At 69.0% G+C, this 21,931-nt stretch carries 20 protein-coding genes; 16 read left to right on the top strand and 4 right to left on the bottom strand.

Translation table 11 applies throughout. The features are described from left to right. Positions 1–16: 16 nt before the first annotated feature. Positions 17–949, bottom strand: a complete 933-nt coding sequence (locus P3H15_RS26250; RefSeq protein ID WP_276139975.1) for an NADP-dependent oxidoreductase — start codon at positions 947–949, stop codon at positions 17–19. A gap of 374 nt (positions 950–1,323) precedes the next feature. Between P3H15_RS26250 and P3H15_RS26245 the strand changes: the two genes are divergently transcribed. The 6 genes from P3H15_RS26245 (at position 1,324) to P3H15_RS26220 (ending at position 10,888) form a co-directional block, all read left to right on the top strand. Then, entirely contained in the window at positions 1,324–4,155 is a 2,832-nt protein-coding gene (locus P3H15_RS26245) for a DEAD/DEAH box helicase (RefSeq protein ID WP_276139910.1), read from the top strand. Further along, positions 4,152–4,925 (top strand): SWIM zinc finger family protein, encoded by a 774-nt coding sequence (locus P3H15_RS26240; RefSeq protein ID WP_276139909.1) that lies wholly within the window; start codon positions 4,152–4,154, stop codon positions 4,923–4,925. Before P3H15_RS26245 ends, P3H15_RS26240 begins: the two co-directional genes overlap by 4 nt. Before the next feature lie 60 nt (positions 4,926–4,985). Beyond that, on the top strand, positions 4,986–7,997 hold the full coding sequence (locus P3H15_RS26235; RefSeq protein ID WP_276139908.1) for an AAA family ATPase: 3,012 nt from the start codon (positions 4,986–4,988) through the stop codon (positions 7,995–7,997). Positions 7,998–8,045: 48 nt separating this feature from the next. Then, positions 8,046–9,470 carry an FAD-binding oxidoreductase gene (locus P3H15_RS26230; RefSeq protein WP_276139907.1) on the top strand — a complete coding sequence of 475 codons (1,425 nt, stop codon included), beginning with the start codon at positions 8,046–8,048 and terminating at the stop codon, positions 9,468–9,470. A gap of 80 nt (positions 9,471–9,550) precedes the next feature. Next, positions 9,551–10,030 carry a DUF1990 family protein gene (locus P3H15_RS26225; protein WP_276139906.1) on the top strand — a complete coding sequence of 160 codons (480 nt, stop codon included), beginning with the start codon at positions 9,551–9,553 and terminating at the stop codon, positions 10,028–10,030. 114 nt (positions 10,031–10,144) lie between these two features. Beyond that, a complete protein-coding gene (locus tag P3H15_RS26220; protein ID WP_072945999.1) occupies positions 10,145–10,888 on the top strand; it encodes a GntR family transcriptional regulator in 744 nt (247 codons plus the stop codon). A gap of 23 nt (positions 10,889–10,911) precedes the next feature. Here P3H15_RS26220 and P3H15_RS26215 read toward each other — a convergent pair whose 3' ends face one another. Both P3H15_RS26215 and P3H15_RS26210 read right to left on the bottom strand, forming a co-directional pair. Continuing rightward, positions 10,912–11,376: a PTS glucose transporter subunit IIA gene (locus P3H15_RS26215; protein ID WP_276139905.1), complete on the bottom strand. Its 465-nt coding sequence runs from the start codon at positions 11,374–11,376 to the stop codon at positions 10,912–10,914. After that, a complete protein-coding gene (locus P3H15_RS26210) occupies positions 11,373–11,684 on the bottom strand; it encodes a glucose PTS transporter subunit EIIB (RefSeq protein ID WP_143051459.1) in 312 nt (103 codons plus the stop codon). The genes P3H15_RS26215 and P3H15_RS26210 overlap by 4 nt, the downstream gene beginning before the upstream one ends. Positions 11,685–11,850: 166 nt before the next feature. Here P3H15_RS26210 and P3H15_RS26205 point away from each other — a divergent pair, with 166 nt between their 5' ends. The 8 genes from P3H15_RS26205 (at position 11,851) to P3H15_RS26170 (ending at position 19,639) form a co-directional block, all read left to right on the top strand. Then, positions 11,851–13,098 carry a PTS transporter subunit EIIC gene (locus P3H15_RS26205; protein ID WP_276139904.1) on the top strand — a complete coding sequence of 416 codons (1,248 nt, stop codon included), beginning with the start codon at positions 11,851–11,853 and terminating at the stop codon, positions 13,096–13,098. Between the two features lie 2 nt (positions 13,099–13,100). Further along, complete coding sequence (locus tag P3H15_RS26200) at positions 13,101–13,370, top strand: HPr family phosphocarrier protein (RefSeq protein WP_072946005.1); 270 nt, start codon at positions 13,101–13,103, stop codon at positions 13,368–13,370. Continuing rightward, on the top strand, positions 13,370–15,049 hold the full coding sequence (gene ptsP, locus P3H15_RS26195; protein WP_276139903.1) for a phosphoenolpyruvate--protein phosphotransferase: 1,680 nt from the start codon (positions 13,370–13,372) through the stop codon (positions 15,047–15,049). The genes P3H15_RS26200 and ptsP overlap by 1 nt, the downstream gene beginning before the upstream one ends. Continuing rightward, a complete protein-coding gene (locus P3H15_RS26190) occupies positions 15,046–16,230 on the top strand; it encodes an N-acetylglucosamine-6-phosphate deacetylase (protein ID WP_276139902.1) in 1,185 nt (394 codons plus the stop codon). The genes ptsP and P3H15_RS26190 overlap by 4 nt, the downstream gene beginning before the upstream one ends. After that, on the top strand, positions 16,218–16,997 hold the full coding sequence (gene nagB, locus P3H15_RS26185; protein WP_276139901.1) for a glucosamine-6-phosphate deaminase: 780 nt from the start codon (positions 16,218–16,220) through the stop codon (positions 16,995–16,997). The genes P3H15_RS26190 and nagB overlap by 13 nt, the downstream gene beginning before the upstream one ends. Beyond that, on the top strand, positions 16,998–17,711 hold the full coding sequence (locus P3H15_RS26180) for a copper homeostasis protein CutC (RefSeq protein ID WP_276139900.1): 714 nt from the start codon (positions 16,998–17,000) through the stop codon (positions 17,709–17,711). Positions 17,712–17,788: 77 nt separating this feature from the next. Continuing rightward, positions 17,789–19,111, top strand: coding sequence for an HNH endonuclease signature motif containing protein (locus tag P3H15_RS26175; RefSeq protein ID WP_276139899.1), 1,323 nt, complete (start codon positions 17,789–17,791; stop codon positions 19,109–19,111). A gap of 36 nt (positions 19,112–19,147) precedes the next feature. Then, positions 19,148–19,639, top strand: a complete 492-nt coding sequence (locus tag P3H15_RS26170) for a pyridoxamine 5'-phosphate oxidase family protein (RefSeq protein WP_276139898.1) — start codon at positions 19,148–19,150, stop codon at positions 19,637–19,639. A gap of 4 nt (positions 19,640–19,643) precedes the next feature. On the opposite strand, the gene P3H15_RS26165 is transcribed toward P3H15_RS26170, so the two are convergent. Then, the gene (locus P3H15_RS26165) at positions 19,644–20,231 is read right to left on the bottom strand and encodes a nucleotidyltransferase family protein (protein ID WP_276139897.1); all 588 of its coding nucleotides are present in this window, start codon (positions 20,229–20,231) and stop codon (positions 19,644–19,646) included. Between the two features lie 96 nt (positions 20,232–20,327). Here P3H15_RS26165 and P3H15_RS26160 point away from each other — a divergent pair, with 96 nt between their 5' ends. Both P3H15_RS26160 and P3H15_RS26155 read left to right on the top strand, forming a co-directional pair. Next, entirely contained in the window at positions 20,328–21,830 is a 1,503-nt protein-coding gene (locus tag P3H15_RS26160) for a CoA-acylating methylmalonate-semialdehyde dehydrogenase (protein ID WP_276139896.1), read from the top strand. Positions 21,831–21,840: 10 nt separating this feature from the next. Continuing rightward, on the top strand, positions 21,841–21,931 hold a 91-nt coding region (locus tag P3H15_RS26155; RefSeq protein ID WP_276139974.1), incomplete at its 3' end, for an acyl-CoA dehydrogenase family protein.

Below are 21,931 nucleotides of genomic sequence, written 5' to 3'. Positions count from 1 at the left end.
TACGTCTCTCCAGCATCTACCTCGGACCGGGTGAAAGCCAGACCCGCTCACCGAACTCGATCACGACCTTGCCGCTCGTGTGACCGGATTCGACCGTCGCGAGAGCGTCACCGGCGTGCGCGAACGGGAACCGGTGTGCCACCCGCGGGTCGAGGGTTCCGTCGGCCACCAGCGCGGCCACCTTCGCGAACACCGCGGACGTGCGGCGCCGTTCCACTCCCGAACCGCCGAGGTCCCGTGCCGCGAGTGGGTCGCCGACACTGATGATCGCCGCCGGATCCGTCACCAGCCGCGCCGCCTCGGCCAGCGCGGCACCGCCGACGAGATCGAAGACCGCGTCCACCGGGCCGGGCACCCGTTCGGCGAGTCCGTTCCCGGACGCCACCCACGTGGCGCCGAGCGACTCGACGACCTCCCGCTTGCCCTCGCTCGCGACCCCGATCACGGTGACGTCCCGGGCCGCGGCCAACTGCAGCGCCGCCACCCCCACGCCACCGCCCGCACCGACGACGAGCAATCGGCTGCCGGGAGCCAGGTCCAGGGTCGTCAGCGCGTCGTACGCGGTCCCCGCCGCGACGGGCAGGGTGGCCGCGTCGGCGAACGAGACCGCGTCGGGCTTGTGCGCCGCTGCGGCCGTGTTGACCAGGGTGTACTCGGTGTATCCACCGAAACCGGTGGCGGTCGCCCCGAACACGGCGTCGCCGACCGCGAACCCGGTCACCCGGGGGCCGACGTCGGCGACCACACCCGCGACCTCCCGGCCGAGAACCGCGGGAAGGGTGACCGGGACCGTGTCCTTCCGCGTTCCCGCCCGCACCTTCCAATCGGCGGGATTCACGCCCGCCGCGTGGACGGCGACCAGCAGTTGTCCGGGGCCGGGGGAGGGAACGGGGACGTCGAAGAACTGCTGCGTCTCGGGGCCGCCGTATTCGCTGAAGCCGTATGCCATGCTCACGCCCACAGTCCTATCACGAACTCCAGGCCCGGATCCGGGCACGACGTAGGCCCGCCGAACGGGGTCGGCGGGCCTGCTTCGTGAGAACTCAGGAGCCGAACAGGCTACCCAGGGAGCCTGTGCCTCCGCCGCCTCCGCCGCCTCCCATCAACGGTCCGAGGACCTGGATGAGCTGAACGAGAACCTGCAACATCTGTGTCGCGTCCATTGTGTCTTCCTCCGATCACTGCGATCTACCAACGGCAGCGATCCCGGTCGATCCCGGCGTGGACAGCCGCCACCTCGTTCATCGGTGGAATCTCGTCGAGGGTTACAGCCGCCGAGCAGGGATTTCTCCGACTGTCGGTTGCGCCTGATTGGATGGGTGCATGCTGCACGGCCTCTGGACACCCGGTTCGGGTCTCATGCTGTGGGTGGAGGACCGGAATCCGGCCGCCGAGGAGCCGACCGACGCGGTCGGGCGGGTGCTCGCCCGGAAGTTCCGCCATCACGTGAAGGTGCCGATGCCGACGCCGTCGGGCCCGGAGATGCTCGAGTGGGCGGCGGTCGCCCTCGCACCGCCGGACGCGACCGACTTCCTGCTGTCGGTGTCGGCCCGCGACCCCCGGGTCGCCGGGGATCTGCGCTACCTCGCCCACGTGGCGCGCGGCGTCGAGCGCTGGGTGCGTGCGGGACGCGTGGTGCCGGAGGTGCACCGGGCGGAGGGCGGCTGGTGGCCGCGCTGGCGGCTCCTCGGCGGCGAACGGCAGCGTGCGTGGCTCACGGAACTGTCGGTCGCGATGCCCCCGGTGCAGCGCCACGGAACCACCCCGCGGGCGGTGCTCGACGACATGGTGACCGAGTTGACCGACCCCGTCGCCCGGCGGGTCCTGGGCGGCAGGCACCCGGACGATTCCGGCACCGCACCGGAGCATCCGCTGATCGACGCGCTGATTCGGGGTGAGGACTTCGCCGAGGGCACCGCCCAGCTGGCGGGTGCCCTCGACGGGTGGCGGGACAGCCTGAAGGTGGACGAACCCGAACTGGTGCTGCGATTGCTCGAGCCGGAAGACGTGGACGTGGAGGGCGATTGGGACCCGGACACGGTGTTGTGGCGGCTGCAGGTGTGCCTGCGTCCGGAAGGTGAAGCGCCGGTGCCGATTCCGCTGCACCGGACGGAGGCGAGCCGCCTGCAGACCGGTGTTCGCAAACTGACCGAGGCCGTCGCCGCCTACCCGCGTCTGCAGGACGTCCCGAGCGACCCCGACAGTCTCGACCTGATGCTGCCCACCGCGGTGGTCATCGACCTCGTCGGGCACGGCGCGGTGGCGTTGAAGGAGAAGGGCATCAGCCTGCTGCTGCCGCGGGCCTGGAGTGTGGCGTCGCCGTCGATGCGACTACGGGTGAGCTCACCGAGCACCCCGGCGAGCGCGGAGAACCGGTCCGTCGGCAAAGACCAGTTGGTGCAGTACAACTGGGAACTGGCACTCGGCGACACGGTGCTCACCGCCGCGGAGATGAACCGGCTGGTCACTGCGAAGAGCGACCTCGTGCGGCTGCGCGGTGAGTGGGTCCGGGCCGATCAGGACGTGCTCTCCCGCGCCGCGCGGTACGTCGCGGAGCGGCACAGCAGCGGCGACCGCGCCATCGTGGACCTGCTGAAAGACCTGATCGCAGACGATCTGTCCGATCTCCCCGTCGAGGAGGTCACCGCCACCGGCTGGGCGGCCGCGCTGCTCGACGGCGACATCACGCCGCAGGACGTGCCGACCCCGGACGGGTTGGACGCCACGCTGCGGCCGTACCAGAAGCGGGGGCTCGACTGGCTGGTGTTCATGAGCCGCCTCGGGCTCGGGGCGGTCCTGGCCGACGACATGGGTCTCGGCAAGACGCTGCAGTTGCTCGCCCTGCTCGCACACGAGGACGCCGCCACGCCCACACTGCTGGTGTGCCCGATGTCGGTGGTCGGCAACTGGCAGCGTGAGGCGGCGCGCTTCGTTCCCTCGCTGCGGGTGCTCGTCCACCACGGTCCGCAGCGGCTGAGCGGCGACGACCTCGCCGCCGCCGTGACGCAGAGCGACCTGGTGATCACCACGTACGCGCTGCTGGCCCGCGACGTCGCGCAGCTGAAGGAGCAGGACTGGCGGCGGGTGGTGCTGGACGAGGCGCAGCACATCAAGAACGCGAAGACCGGGCAGGCGCGGGCGGCCCGCAGCATCCCGGCGGAGCACCGCGTCGCGCTGACGGGCACTCCGGTCGAGAACCGGCTGGACGAACTGCGCTCGATCCTCGATTTCGCGAACTCGGGCATCCTGGGTTCGGAGGTGATGTTCCGCAAGCGTTTCGTGGTGCCGATCGAGCGGGAACAGGACGAGAGGGCGGTCGCCCGGCTCCGCGCCGTCACGTCCCCGTTCGTGCTGCGCCGCGTCAAGACCGATCCCGCCGTCATCGCCGACCTCCCGGACAAGTTCGAGATGACGGTCCGCGCCAACCTCACCGCCGAACAGGCCGCGCTGTACCGGGCGGTGGTCGACGACATGATGGCGCAGATCAAGGACAAGAAGGGCATGAAGCGCAAGGGCGCCGTCCTCGCCGCCCTGACCAAACTCAAACAGGTGTGCAACCATCCGGCGCATTTCCTGCGCGACGGGTCGGCGGTGATGCGGCGCGGACAGCACCGGTCCGGCAAGCTGGGGCTCGTCGAGGACATCCTCGACTCCGTCGTGGCGGACGGCGAGAAGGCGTTGCTGTTCACCCAGTTCCGGGAATTCGGTGATCTCGTCACCCCGTATCTCGCCGAACGTTTCGGTACCCCCGTGCCGTTTCTGCACGGGGGTGTTCCGAAGCAGAAACGCGACGACATGGTGGCCTCGTTCCAAGGAGACGACGGGCCGCCGATCATGATGCTGTCGCTGAAGGCAGGCGGAACGGGGCTGAACCTCACCGCCGCCAATCACGTCGTCCACCTCGACCGGTGGTGGAACCCGGCCGTCGAGAACCAGGCCACGGACCGGGCGTTCCGGATCGGCCAGCGGCGGGACGTGCAGGTGCGCAAGCTCGTGTGCGTCGGAACCCTGGAGGAGCGGATCGACGCGATGATCGCCACCAAACAGGAGTTGGCGGACCTCGCCGTCGGGACGGGTGAGAACTGGGTGACGGAGATGAGCACCGAACAGCTGGGCGAACTGCTGCGGCTCGGCGACGAGGCGGTGGGCGAATGACGAATCGGCGGCCCGGACCGTACTTCGGTCGGTACGGCCCGCGACGACCCGTGACGGGCGGGCTGGAGGCACGGTCCCAGCGGGGATCATTCGGCCGCACGTGGTGGGGCCGCGAATTCGTCGACATCATCGAGTTCGTCGCCGACAAGGGCCGGATGAGCCGCGGTCGGAGTTACGCGCGCAGCGGTCAGGTGATCTCGCTCGAGATCGCAGGCGGAATGGTGACGGGGGAGGTTCAGGGCAGCCAACTCCAGCCCTTCGTCGCGACCGTCTCGATCGATCGCCTCGACGAGTCGGAGATCGCCGAACTGGTCGCGGTGGTCCGCAGGCAACCGGGCAGCCTGGCGATGCTGGCGGGCGGCGGGGTTCCGGAGGCGCTCGGCCCCCTGCTGCTGCCCGCCGGGGCGTCCGCGCTGAACTACGACTGCACGTGCCCGGACGACGGGTGGCCGTGCAAGCATGCGGCGGCGGTCGCGTACCTCACCACCGAACGCATCGACGAGAACCCGCTCGAAATCCTGACGCTGCGCGGCGTCGATCTGGACATGCTGATCGAGGGCGTCGGGGGCGACTCCTCCGACGCGGACGTCGACGACTGGTTCGGGGACGAGTCCTCGTTGCCCGGACTGCCCGACGCCGACTTCCGGGCGGCGATCGACGACCTCGACCCGCTCCTGCTGCGGAAGGCGATCCGCTCGGTCAGTGAGGACGAGCGTGCGGTGGACGCCGCGATCCGGGAGCTGAAAGCGCTGTACCAGCACTTCCGCTGACCGTGCGATGATGAATGACGCGGAAGCTCGCCTCGTTCCGCGACCGGGAGCTGGTCAGTCATGGTGACGGTCTACCTGCTCGGCGAGCAGCGCGTGTCGAACCCGGAGGGCGACGGGGCAGGCACCGTCTCGTCACGGGCGATCGCGCTGCTGGCCTATCTCGTGCTGCACGCCGGTCTCGCCCAGTCCAGGACCCGTCTCGCCGGGCTGTTCTGGCCCGAGTCGAGCGAGCAGCAGGCCCGCACCAACCTGCGGCGGGAACTGCACAACCTCCGTGGTCTCCTGGGGTCGGACGGTGCGCCGACCGCGGACGGGCCGACGCTGACGTGGACGGACTCGCCGTCGTGCCGGGTGGACGTCGACACGTTCCGCAGCGAGCGGGCGGCAGCCCTCGCCGCCCTCGCCGATTCCGACACCCCGGCATTTCTCGAACACGCGGACTGCGCGATCGACACCTATCGCGGGGACCTCATGCCTGGGGCGTACGAGGACTGGGTCCTCGACCATCGGGACGTGCTGCGCCGGGAGTGCGTCGAACTCTGCGAGGCGACGGTGCGGGTGCTGCGGGAATCGGGTGAGGTGGAGACGGCGACGACGTGGGCGCGTCGGCGCATCCAACTCGACCCGCTGGCCGAGGCCGGGTACCGGACGCTCATGGAACTGCAGGCCGCATCGGGCGACCGGGCGGCGGCGATGACCACGTATCACCGGTGCGCGGCGGTGCTGGAGACCGAACTCGGGGTCGCGCCGGGCGCCGCGACCACCCGCTTGTTCGACAACCTGCTGGGCGAGAAACCCGCCGCGGCTCCCCGGCGCGAACGCGTTCGGACGGCGATGCCCGCCCTGATCGGGCGGGAGCGCGAATGCACGGAATTGCAGCGGCGGTGGCGGCAGGCCCTCGACGGCAGGCAGGGGCTGGTGCTCGTCTCCGGTGACGCGGGGGTCGGCAAGACCCGGTTGACCACCGAACTCGCGGAGATCGCTCGCGCCGACGGGGCAGTGGTGGCGACGGCGCGGTGTTTCGGACTCCCGGGCCGCGTCGCGCTCGCCCCCGTCGCCGAGTGGCTGCGCAGCCCGGAGTTTCGGTCGGCGATCGGGTCGCTGGATCCGTTGTGGAGGGTCGAGGTCGAGCGGCTGGTCCCGAGCGCCGAGTCCGCGCCGCGGCCGGCGACGTCCCGGGCGATGGTCGACGCATGGCAGAGGCACCGCTTCTTCGAGGGGACGGCGCGCGCGGTGCTGTCGCCCGGCCGGCCGGTCCTGCTCGTCCTCGACGATCTGCAGTGGTGCGACGCGGAGACGACGGCGTGGCTGGCGTTCCTGCTGTCCCTCGACACCCGTCTGCGGGTACTGGTCGCGGCGACCGCCCGCACGGACGAGGCGCAGTCCCGCCGCGACGTGAGGGACGCGTTGCGGGCCCTCCGGTCGGCGCGATTGGTCACGGACGTCGAGGTGGACCCGTTGACCGCGGACGGGACCGTCGAACTGGCGAGGTCTCTCGGTGGCCGGGTGCTGGATCCTGCGGAGGAGGCGGTGCTGTACGCCGCGACCGCGGGCTACCCGCTGTACGTCGTGGAGGCCGCCAGGATGGTGCCGGGCACGGATGCGACCGAGGGCGGCGGGGGCGCCGGCGACCTCGGCGAGGTGCTGGCCCGGCGACTCGGGCAGTGCTCGGAACCGGCCCGGGACGTCGCAGGCCTCGCCGCGGCCCTCGGCGCGGATTTCGATCTGGACCTGCTCAGCGAGGCGAGCGACCTGGACACCGATTCCCTCGTGCAGGCGGTGGACGAACTGTGGCGGCGCAGGATCGTCAGGCCGGCGGGCACCGGGTACGACTTCGTGCACGACCTGGTCCGGGAGGCCGCGTACCGCTCGGTCGGTCCGCCGCGACGCTGGCTCCTGCATCGGCGTCTGGCGCAGGGGCTCGAACTTCTGCACACCGGCCGCACCGACGACGTGGCCGCGCAACTCGCCGAGCAGTATCGGCGCGGCGGCCGCCCCGACCGTGCCCTCCACTATCTGCAGCGCGCAGCCGAGGTAGCGGCAGGCGTGTTCGCGAACGCCGACGCCCTGCGGCTCTTCCGGGACTGCCTCGACCTTCTCGAGGCGATGCCGGTGGGCCGCAACCGGGACGCTCACGAGGTGGACGTGCGGCAGGGGATGTCGGCGCCGCTGACCACCCTGTACGGATACTCCGACCCTCAGCTCGAGCGGACGCTGGACCGCACCATGGAGTTGGGGCAGCGACTCCGCAGGCCGAAGGTGGTGCTCGGTGCGCTGATCGGATTGTTCGCGGTCCACTTCGTGCAGGGGCACACCGCGCACGCCCACGGGCTCGGCGTGCGTGCCCTCGAACTGTCCGCGGCGGATCCGGAATTCGAGGGTCAGGCGCATTTCGCGGTGGCGGGCGGCGCCCTCGGTCTCGGCAGGCCGAGAGAGGCGATCGAACATTTCGACATCGCGCAGCGATCGTTCTCGGACGACTATTCGTTCATCCTCGGAACGCGGCTCGAGGTGCATTGCCACGCGTGGGAGTCGCACGCGTACTGGATGATCGGCGACGAGCAGGCGGCCGAGCAGGCGTCCGCGGATGCTCTCGAGCTGGGCAGGGCCTGCGGCCACCCGTACAGTCTCGCGGTGGCGCTGGGGTACGCGTCGGTGCTGCATCAGGTCCGGGGCGACGACACCGCGTTGCTCGCCTCGCTGACGGAGTTGCGGCAGCTGTGCGAGCGCTACCACTTCGCCTACTACAGCCAGTGGGCGCAGATCCTCGAAGGCCGGCTTGTCGGCGGCGAACCGGGAATCGCGAAGATCCGCGACGGGCTCGCCGCGTTGCGACGGCAGCGGGCGTTCGCGCGGATGCCGTACTGGCTCTCGTTGCTGGCGGAGGTCCAGATCGACGCCGGGTCGGTGGACGCCGCCCGCGCCACTCTCGATGCCGCCCTGATCGCCGCCGAGCAACACGACGACCGGTGGTGGTTGCCGCAGGTCCTGCGGCTTCGTGCGGACGTCGGACCGTTCGCGGGCGGGGTTTCGGCGCGAACGGTGCGCGAACGCCCGATTCCTACGGTGTGAATTACCAGGCACTGCCCGTTCCGGGGCCGCCGATCCGAGGAGAAGGTCATGAGCACCACCACCAGTTCGACACCGACGACGACACCGCCTTTCACGGAACTGGCCGCGTCTCTGCGCGGAGAGTTGATCACGCCCGGCGACGCCGGCTACGACGACGCGCGGGCCGTGTACAACGCCATGATCGACCGTCGTCCCGCGGCCATCGCGCGGTGCGCCAACGCCGCGGATGTCGTCGCCTGCGTGCGGTTCGCGCGGGAGCAGCACGTCGAGCTCGCGGTTCGTGGAGGCGGACACAACGCGGGAGGTCTCGGCGTGTGGGACGACGCCCTCGTGATCGATCTGTCGGGGATGCGCGGGACCACGGTCTCGCCCGCCGACCGGACCGTCCGGGTCGACGGCGGCTGCACCTGGAGCGACGTCGACCATGCCACCGTGCCGTTCGGCATGGCCACCCCGTCGGGGTTCATCGCCTCCACCGGTGTCGGCGGGCTGACGCTCGGCGGAGGGATCGGCTATCTGACGCGCCGTTTCGGTCTCACGGTGGACAATCTGCTCTCCGCCGACGTCGTGCTCGCCGACGGCACCCTGGTGACGGCGAGCGAGCGGTCGCATCCGGACCTGTTCTGGGCGCTGCGGGGCGGCGGCGGGAACTTCGGTGTGGTCACGTCGTTCCAGTTCGCGTGTCACGAGATCGGCGACCACGGAAATGTCGTCGGCGGGCCGGTGCTGTACGACCTGGAGGACACCCCCGACGTGATGCGGTGGTACCGCGAACTCCTCCCGTCGCTGCCCGAGGAACTCAACGGCTGGATCGGCCTGCTGACCATTCCGCCGGCGCCGCCGTTCCCCGAGGAACTGTGGGGCCGCAAGGCGTGCGGCATCATCTGGTGCTACACCGGCGATCCGGGCAAGGCCGACGCGGTGCTCGAACCGATCCGCGAATTCGGTAATCCACTGCTGGTAGGGGTCGGCGAAATGCCCTTCACAGCATTGCAATCGGCCTTCGACGCACTGTACCCGGCAGGATTGCAGTGGTACTGGCGCGCAGACTTCGTCCGGGAGATCTCCGACGAGGCTGTCGACATCCACCTGGAGTTCGGCCGTCGGCTGCCCACCGGCCATTCGACGATGCACATGTATCCGATCGACGGCGCGGCGACGCGGGTGGCCGAGGACGGCACGGCGTTCGCGTACCGGGACGGCGGCTGGGCGGGCGTGATCGTCGGGGTCGACCCGGATCCGGCGAACGCGGAGGTCATCACGGACTGGGCCAAGCAGTACTGGGAGGCCCTCCACCCGACGACCGCGGGCGGGGCGTACGTCAACTTCATGATGTCCGAGGGCGAGGACCGGGTGCGTGCCTCATACCTCGGCAATTACGACCGGTTGGCGCAGGTGAAGGCGAAGTACGATCCGGACAACCTCTTCCATGTGAATCAGAACATCCGTCCCGCGGCCCGGTCGGAGCAGTAGGCTGGGCGACCTCCCGACCGAGAGGATCGACCGTCATCAGTACCTCCGGAAACGACCTGCCCGCGTTCACGTACCCGGAGGTGGGTGCGAGCCGCGACGTTCCGTTCCCGGCGGGATACCACCATCTGCGTGAGCAGAAGGTGATCGGTGACGGGGCAGACGCATTCGAGGCGGCCGCCGGCCTCCTGTGTGCCTGGGGGATGCACCGCGGCGCGGGGCTCGAGGTGCGGGCCGAGGCCCCGACCGCAGTGCCCGGCTCGTCGGTCGAACTGCGCTGGGGCGTCGGTCCGTTCCGGCTGAGGTTCTCCTGCCGGGTCGTCTACGTGCTCGACGATCCGCAGCGCAAGGGCTTCGCGTACGGCACGCTGCCGGGTCATCCCGAGCGTGGCGAGGAGAGCTTCGTCGTCGAACAGCGGCCGGACGGCACCGTCGTCGCGACCGTGTCGGCGTTCTCGAAACCGGGGCGGTGGTTCACGCGGCTCGGCGGGCCCGCGGGCAGGGTCGTGCAGAAGGTGATGACGCGCAGATACCTCGAGGCGTTGGCCGCCGCGGCACGGTAGGCCCGGGCGCTCGGATCACGTATTCTCGGTGTTGGACCGGACCGGACGGGACCTTTGGAGTCCGACCGACTGATCCGATGTGTCCGACCCGTGAACAGAGCTGGAGCCGCCGGCATGATGCCCGTACATCTACGCGACAGCGTGATTCCGAAGCACGAGCAACTCCGTGCCATCCTGCTGCACAAGTGCACCAAGGAACTTCAGCCCGGCGATCTCATGACCAGCGAACGAAAACTGATGCAGGACTACGGCGTCAGTCGCATCACGGTTCGCGAGGCGATCGGGCAGCTCGTCAACGAGGGGCACCTGGTCCGGGTCCGTGGCAAGGGCACGTTCGTGGCTCATCGTCCGGTGCAGTCGAAACTCCACCTGGCCTCGTTCACGGAGGAGATGCGGGCGCAGGGCCACAAGCCGACGACGGTGGTGCTCCAGAGCGAGGAGGACGCTGCGCCCGAGGCCACCGCGAAGGCCCTGCGGATCGCACCGGACACCAGCGCCTACCACGTCAAACGGCTGCGGCTGGCCGACGGCGAACCGGTCAGCGTCGACGACGGCTGGTTCAACGCCGCACTGCTTCCCGGCCTGCTGGACCTCGACCTCACCGGGTCGATCTACCGGGCCACCGCCGACCGGTACGGCATGCCGATCGACCGGGCCGAGCAGACCGTGAGCGCCGACGGGGCGAGCCAGGAGATCGCGACCCTGCTCGGCATCAAGAAGGGCGCCCCGGTGATGTACTTCGACCGGGTGTCCTTCAGCGGCCCCACACCGGTCGAGCACACCCGCAGCTGGTACCGGTCCGATCGCTACCAACTGCAGATGGAAGTTCAGGGGGAGCGGACTCAGCGCAGCGTCTGAGTCCGGCAGCCCTGGCCCTGCTACTACTGCGCCGCCCAGGCGAACAGGACGTCGCCGGTGGTCACGTCGGACCCGATGGTGTCGGTGGACACCGAGTCCGGCGTGGAATCCATCACCACGATCGGGCAGACGGCGGAGTACCCGGTGCCGTCGATCTCGGTCGGATCGAACCGCACCACGGGGTCGCCGGCGTCGACCTCGTCGCCCTCCGCCGCGAGCAGGGTGAACCCCTCACCCTGCAACTTCACCGTGTCGATTCCCAGGTGCACCAGCACGCCACCGCCCGCCGAGCCCAGGATGACGAACGCATGCGGGTGCAGTTTGAGGATCTTGCCCGAGATCGGCGCGAGCACGTCGAGGGCGCCACGGTCGCGGGCCGGCTCGATCGCGACTCCGGAACCCACCATCTGTCCGGCGAACACGGGGTCGGGCACGTCGGCCAGGGCGAGTACCCGGCCGGGCAGCGGTGCCTGCACGGACAGGCTCACAGGATGTCCTCGATGTCCTCGGCCAGGGTGTCCGCCTCGGGGCCGACGATGACCTGGACGACGCTGCCCGCCTTCAACACCCCGTGGGCGCCTGCGGCCTTGAGCGCGGCCTCGTCGACCTTGGCGCCGTCCTTGACCTCGGTGCGCAGCCGGGTGATGCAGGCCTCGATCTCGACGATGTTGTCGGCACCGCCGAGGCCGCTGATGATTGCGTCCGCTTTGGACATCGGTTCTCCCTCGTAGTTCGTGTTTGCGCTGCAGGTGATGGTGAGGAATGAGTTAGCTGGATCACATTTGCCTGTTGACATCCTGTGCTCACCTGGTCAAACTAGCAACTGGTTATGACCGGACAGTACCCGTTGGGGGTGCTGGTCCACAATAGTTTTCCCGAAGCCGTACGACGCGCTCGCCGCCACCGGTTTCGGGACTCACCAGACGCCGATTCGGCGACCGACGCGCACAGAGAAGGCCGATATGACTGTCGTAGACAGCCCGAAAAAGGAATCAGCGGTGTTTGCCGGGTTACAGCGCCTCGGGCGCAGCCTGATGCTGCCGATCGCGGTACTTCCCGCGGCCGGCATCCTGCTGCGGCTCGGCCAGGACGACCTCCTCGGCCGGTTCGACTCGATGCACACCGCCGCGTCCGTCATCTCCGCGGCAGGCCAGGCAGTGTTCACCTGGCTGCCCCTCATCTTCGCGGTGGGCATCGCCATCGGGTGGGCCAAGAAGGCGGACGGTTCCACCGCCCTGGCCGCCGTGGTCGGATACATGGTCGTCAACGGCGTGTTCGAGGCCATGTCCCCGGTCGTCCTGGAAGGCAAGACCGACCCGAACGGCGACCAGGCGCTGATCAACTATGGTGTCCTCGCGGGCATCGTGATGGGTCTGCTGTCCGCCATTCTGTGGCAGCGGTTCTACCGCACCAAACTGCCCGACTACCTCGGATTCTTCAACGGGCGCAGGCTCGTTCCCATCCTCACCGCCGTCACCGGTCTCGTCGTCGGCGTCCTCATGGCATTCCTGTACCCGGCGTTCAACTCCGCCCTGACGTGGGTGGGCGAGACGGTCGCCGAGAACTCGGTGATCGGTGGCGGCGTCTACGGCATGGCCAACCGCCTGCTCATCCCGACCGGACTGCACCACATCCTGAACTCCACCGTGTGGTTCCTCGTCGGCGACTACCAGAACGCGAGCGGAGAACTCGTCCGCGGCGACCTCAACCGGTTCTTCGCCGGCGACCCGAGCGCCGGCATCTTCATGACCGGCTTCTTCCCGATCATGATGTTCGCGCTTCCCGCTGCGGCACTGGCGATCTGGCGCAACGCCCGGCCCTCGCAGAAGAAGGTCGTGGGCGGCATCATGCTCTCCACCGCGCTGACGGCGTTCCTCACCGGGATCACCGAGCCCCTCGAATTCGCGTTCATGTTCGTCGCCTGGCCGCTGTACCTGATCCACGCGTTCCTCACCGGCACCTCGATGGCCCTGGTCAACGCGCTCGGCATCCACGACGGATTCACGTTCTCCGCAGGCTTCTTCGACTACGTCCTCAACTTCGGCAAGGCCACCAACGCGTGGATGCTGATCCCCATCGGACTCGGGTACGCGGTGATCTATTACGTCCTGTTCAGCTTCGTCATCAAGAAATGGAACCTGCGCACTCCCGGCCGGGAGGACGACGCGGACACCAACACCGACACCGACACGGAAAAGGCAGGTCAGTGAGCATGGCTTCACGAACGGTCCTCATCGGTTCGAAGGTGGGCCTGCACGCCCGCCCCGCCGCGAAATTCACCCAGGCCGCCGCGGCCGTGCCGGTCCCGGTGCAGATCGCCGTCGGCGAGTCGGCGCCGGTGGACGCGGGCAGCATGCTCGCGGTCATGACCCTCGGCGCCGCATTCGGTACCGAGGTGACGATCACCGCGGAAGGGGAGGGCAGCGAGGAGGCCCTCGACCGCCTCGCCGACCTGCTCGCCTCCGACCTCGACGCCGCCTGATGCCGACGACCACGGAACAGGTAGTGCACGGACTCGGGGTGAGTCCGGGGCTGGTCTGCGCGCCCTGGCTCGCGTTCGGGACGCCGGTCGAGACGTCCGCCGAAGACCCTGTGGGCGAATCGGTCCCGGCGGAGATCGCCCGGGTGCGGGACGCCCTCGCGACGGTGTCCGGTGACCTCGAGGCCCGCGCCGCGCAGGTGGACGGCGTCGCGTCCGAGATCCTGCTCGTGTCGGCGGCGATGGCCCGCGACCCGGGAATCGTGTCCGCCGCCGAGGAGAACCTTCGCGGCGGCATGCCGACGGCGCACGCCGTGAGCGTCGCATTCGAGGGATATTGCGTCACACTCGAGGCACTCGGCGGGTACATGGCCGAGCGCGTCGCGGACCTGCGCGACCTCGGGCATCGTGCGGTCGCGGTGCTGTCGGGAGTGCCGATGCCCGGAATCCCCGACCCCGGATACCCGTTCGTTCTCGTTGCCCGGGACCTGTCGCCCGCGGACACCGCGATGCTCGGCGGCAGCGACGTGGTGGGCCTGCTCACTGCGGAGGGCGGGCCCACGAGTCACACCGCGATACTGGCGAAATCGCTCGGCCTGCCCGCGATCGTGAGCTGCGCCGACCTCGACCGATTGATCGAGGGGAGACCGGTGGTGCTCGACGGCACCACGGGCGAGGTCGTCGTCGATCCCGGTGAACGTCGGCAGTCGGAGGTGTCGACGCGGATCGCCGAGGCCCGGGCGCGGGTCGCGGCCACGAGTGGGCCGGGCCGCACCCGGGACGGCGCATCCGTCGGGTTGCTCGTGAATATCGGCACCGTCGACGACGCCGTGCGCGCCGCCGCCGCGGATTCGGAGGGCGTCGGACTGTTCCGCACCGAGTTCCTCTACCTCGGCAGGCAGACCGCGCCCACCCTCGACGAGCAGATCGCCACCTACACCTCCGTGCTGGAGCGTTTCGCCGGACGGAAGGTGGTGGTCCGGACACTCGATTCCGGATCCGACAAACCGCTGCCGTTCCTCGACCTGGGCACCGAGGAGAACCCGGCACTCGGTGTGCGGGGACTGCGGGTCGGCTCCGTCTTCCCGGACGTCCTGGCCACCCAACTGGAAGCGCTCGGCGTCGCGGCCTCCGCCACCGGTGCGGACCTGTGGGTGATGGCCCCGATGGTCGCCACGGCGGGAGAGGCGGAGGGATTCGCCGCACTCGCCCGGTCCCGCGGCATCGCGAAGGTCGGGGCGATGATCGAGATCCCTTCGGCGGCACTGCGCGCCCGCGATCTGCTCGAACACCTCGATTTCGTCAGTATCGGAACCAACGACCTGAGCCAGTACACGTGCGCTGCAGACCGGATGGCCGGTGGCCTTGCCGCACTGCTCGACCCGTGGCAGCCCGCGGTCCTGGACCTGATCGGCCTGGTCGGTGCGGCCGGAGCGGAGGCAGGCGCACCCGTCGGGGTGTGCGGGGAGGCCGCGTCCGATCCCGTGCTGGCGCCGGTGCTCGTCGGGCTGGGCGTCACCAGCCTGTCCATGGTGGCGCCGTCCCTGGGCGCCGTCCGGGCACGCCTGGCCGCCACCGACCTCGACCGGTGCCGGGAGATGGCTGTCGCCGCGCGCAGCGCACAGTCCCCGCAGGCCGCACGGTCGGCAGTCGCGGCTCTCGCGTCCGGGGCGCCCCGATGATCCTGCGGGGCAGGGCCGTCGTGGAGGACGGCGTCCTCGCCGACGGCGTGGTCGTCACCGACGGCGACCGAATCTCCTGGGTCGGTTCCGCGTCGCAGTACCGCGGGCAGGTGCCGCTGCCGGACCCGACTTCGTCGATACTGCTGCCGGGCCTGATCGACCTGCACTGCCACGGCGGCGCAGGCGCAGGCTTTCCGAACGCCGACGCCGACGGGGCCAGGCTGGCCGCGGACCATCACCGCGGGCACGGCACCACCGGACTGCTCGGGAGCCTGGTCTCGGCGGGGGAGCAGGACCTGCTCCGGCAGGCCGGAATCCTCGCAGACCTGGTGGAACGCGGTGACCTCCTCGGGATCCACCTGGAAGGCCCGTTCATCTCCGGTGCCCGCTGCGGTGCGCAGGATCCCGCGTCCGTGGTGCCCGGCGACCCCGGCCTGTTCGAGCGGATCTGCGACGCCGCGCGTGGCACCGTTCGGTCGATGACGCTCGCACCGGAGACCGCGCACTTCGGCGAGCTTCTCACCGCGATGCGCCGGCGCGGCGTGTTACCGAGCCTCGGCCACACCGACACCGACGCGGCGACGACGTCCGCACGGATCGCCGACGCCGCCGGCGGGCCGCTGACCGCCACACATCTGTTCAACGCGATGCCGCCGCTCCATCACCGCGCGCCGGGGCCGGTGGCCGCGTTTCTCGCCGCCGCCGGTCGCGGCGACATCGTCGTCGAACTGATCGCGGACGGAGTGCATCTCGCGCCCGAGACCGTGTCGATGGTGTTCGACGCCGTCGGACCCGACCAGATCGTCCTCGTCAGCGACGCCATGGCCGCCGCCGGTGTCTCGGACGGCGACTACCAACTCGGGCCACTGGACGTGCGCGTCTCGCACGGGGTCGCCCGGCTCGCGACCGCCGACGGATCCGTGGGAGCCATTGCAGGCGGCACCGCACGACTGCTGGACGTCGTGCGCACCACCGTTGTCGACAGCGGCGTCGGACTCGTCGACGCCGTCGCATCCGCCACCAGGACCCCGGCCCGGCTGCTCGGCCTGGAATCCGAACGCGGCACCCTGGCCCCGGGCCTCCGCGCAGATATCGTCGTGACCGATCACCAACTGCGTCCGCGTGGCGTGTTTTTCGGCGGAATGCCCGCCGGAACGGAAGGACTCGCATGGAAATCGTAATCCGGCAGACGCCGTCGGAGGTGAGCACGACGGTCGCGGACATCGTCGAGAGGTACGTCCGACGCGGTCCGGCGACACTGGGCCTCGCCACCGGGTCGTCCCCGCTCGGAAGCTACCGCGAACTCGCGCGACGGCACCGCGAGTCCGGACTGGACTTCGCGGACTCGCGGGCCTTCCTCCTCGACGAGTACGTCGGGCTGCCGAAAAGTCACGATCAGTCGTACTTCTCGGTGATCCGCTCGGAGTTCGTCGACCACGTCAACCTCGATCCCGATCGGGTGCTCAGCCCGAACGGCGAATCGCCCGACATCGCCGAGGAAGGCGCACGATACGACGCGGCCATCGCCGAGGCGGGTGGCGTCGACGTGCAGCTGCTCGGCATCGGAACCGACGGCCACATCGGGTTCAACGAGCCGGGTTCCGCACTGACCTCACGCACCCGCGTCAAGACCCTCACCGAGCAGACCCGACTCGACAACGCGCGGTTTTTCGACAGCGTGGACGACGTCCCGCACCACGTCCTCACCCAGGGGCTGGGCACCATCAGCGAGGCCCGGCACCTGGTGATGATCGCGTTCGGCAAGGGCAAGGCCGAAGCGATCGCCGCCGCCGCCGAAGGACCGCTCGCTGCGTTCTGTCCGGCGTCGGTGATGCAACTGCACCCGCACGTGACCGTCGTCATCGACGAGGCCGCGGCGAGCAAACTGCAACTCGCCGACTACTACCGGTACGCACTGGAACACAAGCCTTCCTGGCAGTTGTTCTAGATGGCACCCGTACTCGAACTGGCGGTCCAGGACGTCGCGGGCGCCCGGATCGCACGGCGCGCCGGTGCCTCGCGTGTCGAGTTGTGCACCGCACTCGGCGCGACCGGCGGGCTGACACCGAGCATCGGCATGATCGAAGCCGTTGTGGCCCAGGGGATCGCGGTACACCCGCTGATCCGGTGCCGACCCGGCGGATTCGTCTACGACGCCGACGAGATCGCGGTCATGGCCCGCGACATTCGTGCCGCGGTGGGCACGGGTGCATCCGGCGTCGTCGTCGGTGCGCTCACGCCCGGCTTGGCCGTCGACCGCGACGCGCTGGCCCGCCTGATCGACGGCATCGACCCGTACGCGGTGGAGGTGACGTTTCATCGTGCGATGGACGTCGTCGACGACAGGGCGACGGCCCTCGATGCGCTCGCGCGGTCGGGCATCATCCGGGTCCTCACCTCCGGCGGAGCGCCCCGCTGCATCGACGGCCTCGACGCCCTGTCGGCCATGGTCGCCCACGCACACGGGCGGATCCAGGTGATGGCAGGTGGCGGGATCCGCGTCGACGACATCGCCGCGGTCGCGGGGACCGGTGTCGACGCCGTACACCTGTCCGCCCGCCGCACCGTCGCCGACAGCGGTGGCCCGGGCGGTGGATCGGGCGATTACGACACCGTCGACGAAACCCTCGCCCTCGCAGCCGCTGCGGCACTGGGGATCTGAATTTTCGGCCATTGCCTGTGGTCCGGTCAGGCTGCTAGGATTCGAACAAAGTTTCGAACAAGCTCGGGGGAGGGCTGGTGGGGGATGTGGTGGCACCGGATCTGGACGAGTTGCGGGCGTTCACGGCGCGGTTGCGGTGTGTCGGGCCGTGTGGTGAGGCGGGGTTGGGGATCGAGTGGCTCGACGCGGTGGAGTCGTTGAAGTCGGTGGGGTGCGCGGTGCAGGCGGTCGTCACCGACGATGTCGCGACGAGTATCCGTGCCGACCGTAGGGCTCGGCGACTTCCGCAGTCCGAGTGGGACCGTGGTATCGCGTCGCAGATTGCGTTGGCGCGCAGGGAGTCCCCGAACCGCGGCGGTCGGCATCTGGGTTTCGCGCAGGCTCTGGTGCACGAAATGCCGCACACCCTTGCCATGTTGCAGGCCGGCCGGCTGAATGAATGGCGGGCCACGTTGTTGGTGCGGGAGACGGCGTGTTTGTCGGCGGCGGATCGCGCGGTGGTGGATCGGCGGTTGTGTTCGGACCCGGACGTTCTCGACGGGGTCGGGGACCGCGGCCTGGTCGCGAAGGCGAAGGCCCTGGCGGTGGAACTGGATGCCGCCGCGGTCGTCCGGCGGCATCGTAAGGCGGTGTCGGAGCGGCGGGTGACGACGCGGCCGGCGCCGGATTCGATGGCCTATCTCAGCGTGTTGATGCCGGTCGAGCAGGCCGTGTGTGTGCAGGCCACGCTGGGGCGCGATGCCGACAGTCTCATCGCGACCGGCGAGAGCGGTGGCCGCACCCGCAATCAGCTGATGGTGGATCTGTTGTTCGCACGCGGCACCGGAGCCGACGTGGGGTCGGGTGTTCCGGTGGCGGTGAATCTGGTGATCTCCGACGAAACACTGCTGGCGGGTGAGAGTGAGGCGGCGCAGCTGCAGGGGTTCGGGCCGGTGCCGGCGGGGATCGCGCGGCAACTGGTGGCGGACGCCCTCGAGGGGGAGACCGAGGCCACCCTGCGGTTGATCTACGCGTGTCCGTTGTCGGGGTCGTTGACGGCGATGGAATCGCAGTCGCGGACGTTCCCGAAAGGGTTGCGAAAGTTGATCGATCTCCGCGATCGGACGTGCCGGACGCCGTGGTGTGATGCGCCGATCCGCCATCATGATCACATCCTCTCGCGCCGAAACGAGGGTGCCACCACGGCACATAATGGGGCCGGGTTGTGCGCGGCGTGCAATTACGCGAAGGAGGGCGATGGCTGGACCGCGCGCCCCGTCAGGAGGCATGGCCGAACGCATCTCTTCGACCTCGGCACCCCGACGGGTCACCGCTGCCGGTCCGCGGCCCCACGCCTCCCGTCCGCGGCGCGGCGGTCAGAAGTCGAGGCGATTCTGATCGCACAATTGCGTGCGTCTTGACCCGGCGGCCATGGGATTCGTCGTAGGGTCGTGTGCATGGCCAGCTGGAATGAGTTCGCCGACGCTGCTCCGCGGATTGCCGCGATCTTCTCCCGCAGGCACGCGGCGACCAAGAACCTGTGCATGCTCGGCACGCTTCGCTCCGACGGATTTCCGCGGATCAGCCCGGTCGAGCCGAGATTTTTCGAGAATCAGTTGTGGATCGCCGGAATGCCGAACACCACGAAATTCCGTGATCTGGCACGGGATCCGCGCTTCTGCCTGCACACCGCGACCGTCGACACCGAGGTGAAGGAGGGTGACGCGAAACTGTGGGGTGTCGTAGACGACGTCCAGGACAGGGCCCTGCATCAGCGTTTCGCGCAGGCACTGTTCGACGAGACCGGGTTCGACATCCGGGGGCAGGAATTCGATCACTGCTACCGAGCCGACCTGATCGGCGGCTCGGCGGTGGAGGTCGGCGACGGCCACATGGACATCACCATCTGGAAACCGGGCGAGCCCGAGCGCGTCGTGCGAAAGCACTGACTGCTCACGCCGGCCACGGCACCACGGTCAAACGGGGCCATTCCTTCTGCCACCGGTCAGCTTTGGATTCGTACACCTCCCGCGGAGCGAGGACGGGATTCGGTCGCAGAACCATGTCGTAGAGGTCGGTGAACCCGTGTGGAGCGTAGATCTCGACGTCTCCGGTCGTGTTTCTCCGGATTCCGTAGCAGCAGGTGGTGGAGGCGAAGTGGTCGATGGCGTCCTTGCAGTCGGCGAAGGGTGTCGAGGGCGCGCCGAAGTGGTCCTCGTACCAAAGATGCACACGCGCTTCGTTTCTGACCTCGACGCGCACATCGAGGTCGCCGAACAGGGCGTCGGCTCGGCGGATGACGTCGTCTTCGGCGTCGTAGCCGAGATCGGTGTCGTCGAAGTAGAAGAGGTCGTAGTCGTTGATCCCCGACTCCGGGTCGCGGCCGTCGAGGTGGTTCCAGACCGTCTGGAATACCGCGCCTGCGGTGAGATACCAGTCCGAGAGGCCGAGGTGGGGTGCACGGTCCAGGATCGTGGTGAGGTACGGGTTGGTCTGCAGGATGCGGAGGAAGTTCAGCTCCTCGGGAGAGTGAATCTGCATGTTCCGATCATATGGTGGACATACATGGACATCCAACTATAGGATGAGCACATATTCGGAACTCCCTCATCATCGAACAAGGAACGGGTTCGCACAATGGTTCAAGAGCTATCCCACTTCGTCGGCGGCAAGCGCGTCCCCGGTGCCTCCAACAAGTTCGGCGACGTCTACGACCCCAACACCGGTGAGGTGCAGGCGCGTGTGCCTCTCGCCGACAAGGCCGAGACGGAGGCGATCATCGCGAATGCGGTGGAAGCTCAGCGTGAATGGGCGCTGTTCAATCCGCAGAAGCGGGCGCGCGTCCTGATGAAGTTCCTCCAGCTCGTGCAGGAGGAGATGGATTCGCTGGCGCGCCTCCTGTCGTCCGAGCACGGCAAGACGATCCCCGACGCGAAGGGCGACATCCAGCGCGGCCTCGAGGTCATCGAGTTCGCACTCGGCGCCCCGCACCTGCTCAAGGGCGAATACACGGAATCCGCCGGAACCGGTATCGACGTGTACTCCATGCGTCAGCCGCTCGGCGTCGTCGCCGGCATCACGCCCTTCAACTTCCCGGCCATGATCCCGCTGTGGAAGGCCGGTCCCGCGCTGGCCGCCGGCAACGCCTTCATCCTCAAGCCGTCCGAGCGCGACCCCTCGGTGCCGCTTCGCCTGGCCGAACTGTTCCTCGAGGCCGGTCTGCCCGCGGGTGTGTTCAACGTGGTCAACGGTGACAAGGAAGTGGTGGACGTCCTGCTCACCGACGACCGCGTCAAGGCTGTCGGGTTCGTCGGCTCCACCCCGATCGCGCAGTACATCTACGAGACCGCCGCGGCCCACGGCAAGCGCGCACAATGCTTCGGTGGCGCGAAGAACCACGCGATCATCATGCCCGATGCTGACCTCGACGAGGTTGCCGACGCCCTCATCGGCGCAGGTTACGGCTCCGCGGGTGAGCGGTGTATGGCCATTTCCGTCGCCGTGCCGGTGGGCGAGGAGACGGCGGATGCGCTCGTCGCGAAGCTGACCGAACGGGTCGGCAAGCTCACGATCGGCCGCAGCGACGACGAGTCCGCCGACTTCGGACCGCTGGTCAGCAAGGACGCCGTCGAGCGGGTGAACAACTACATCCAGATCGGCATCGACGAGGGCGCGGAGGCCGTGATCGACGGCCGCGGCTTCACCCTCGAGGGCCACGAGAACGGCTTCTTCGCCGGCGCGACCCTGTTCGACAAGGTCACCACCGACATGCGCGTGTACAGGGAAGAGATCTTCGGACCCGTCCTGCTGGTCGCCCGCGCGGCGGACTACGAGGAGGCGCTCCGCCTGCCCACCGAACACGAGTACGGCAACGGCGTCGCCATCTTCACCCGCGACGGCGACACGGCCCGCGACTTCACGAACCGGGTGAACGTCGGCATGGTCGGCGTCAACGTGCCGATCCCGGTGCCGATCGCGTACCACACGTTCGGCGGCTGGAAGCGTTCCGGCTTCGGCGACCTGAACCAGCACGGTCCCGACTCCTTCCGCTTCTACACCAAGACCAAGACCGTGACGCAACGTTGGCCCTCCGGCAAGAAGGAAGAGACCAACCACTTCGTCATCCCCACCATGAACTGAACGGATCTCCATGTTCACCTTGACCGATGACGAGCGGGCGATCAGTGACACGGCCCGTGATTTCGCGGCCGAGCATCTGGCGCCGCATGCGGTGGAGTGGG

This window comes from Rhodococcus sp. T2V (genome assembly GCF_029269925.1).
Classification (GTDB): domain Bacteria; phylum Actinomycetota; class Actinomycetes; order Mycobacteriales; family Mycobacteriaceae; genus Rhodococcus_F; species Rhodococcus_F koreensis.
Note: the sequence above shows the minus strand (reverse complement) of the source record. Positions and strands in the feature narration are given on the sequence as shown.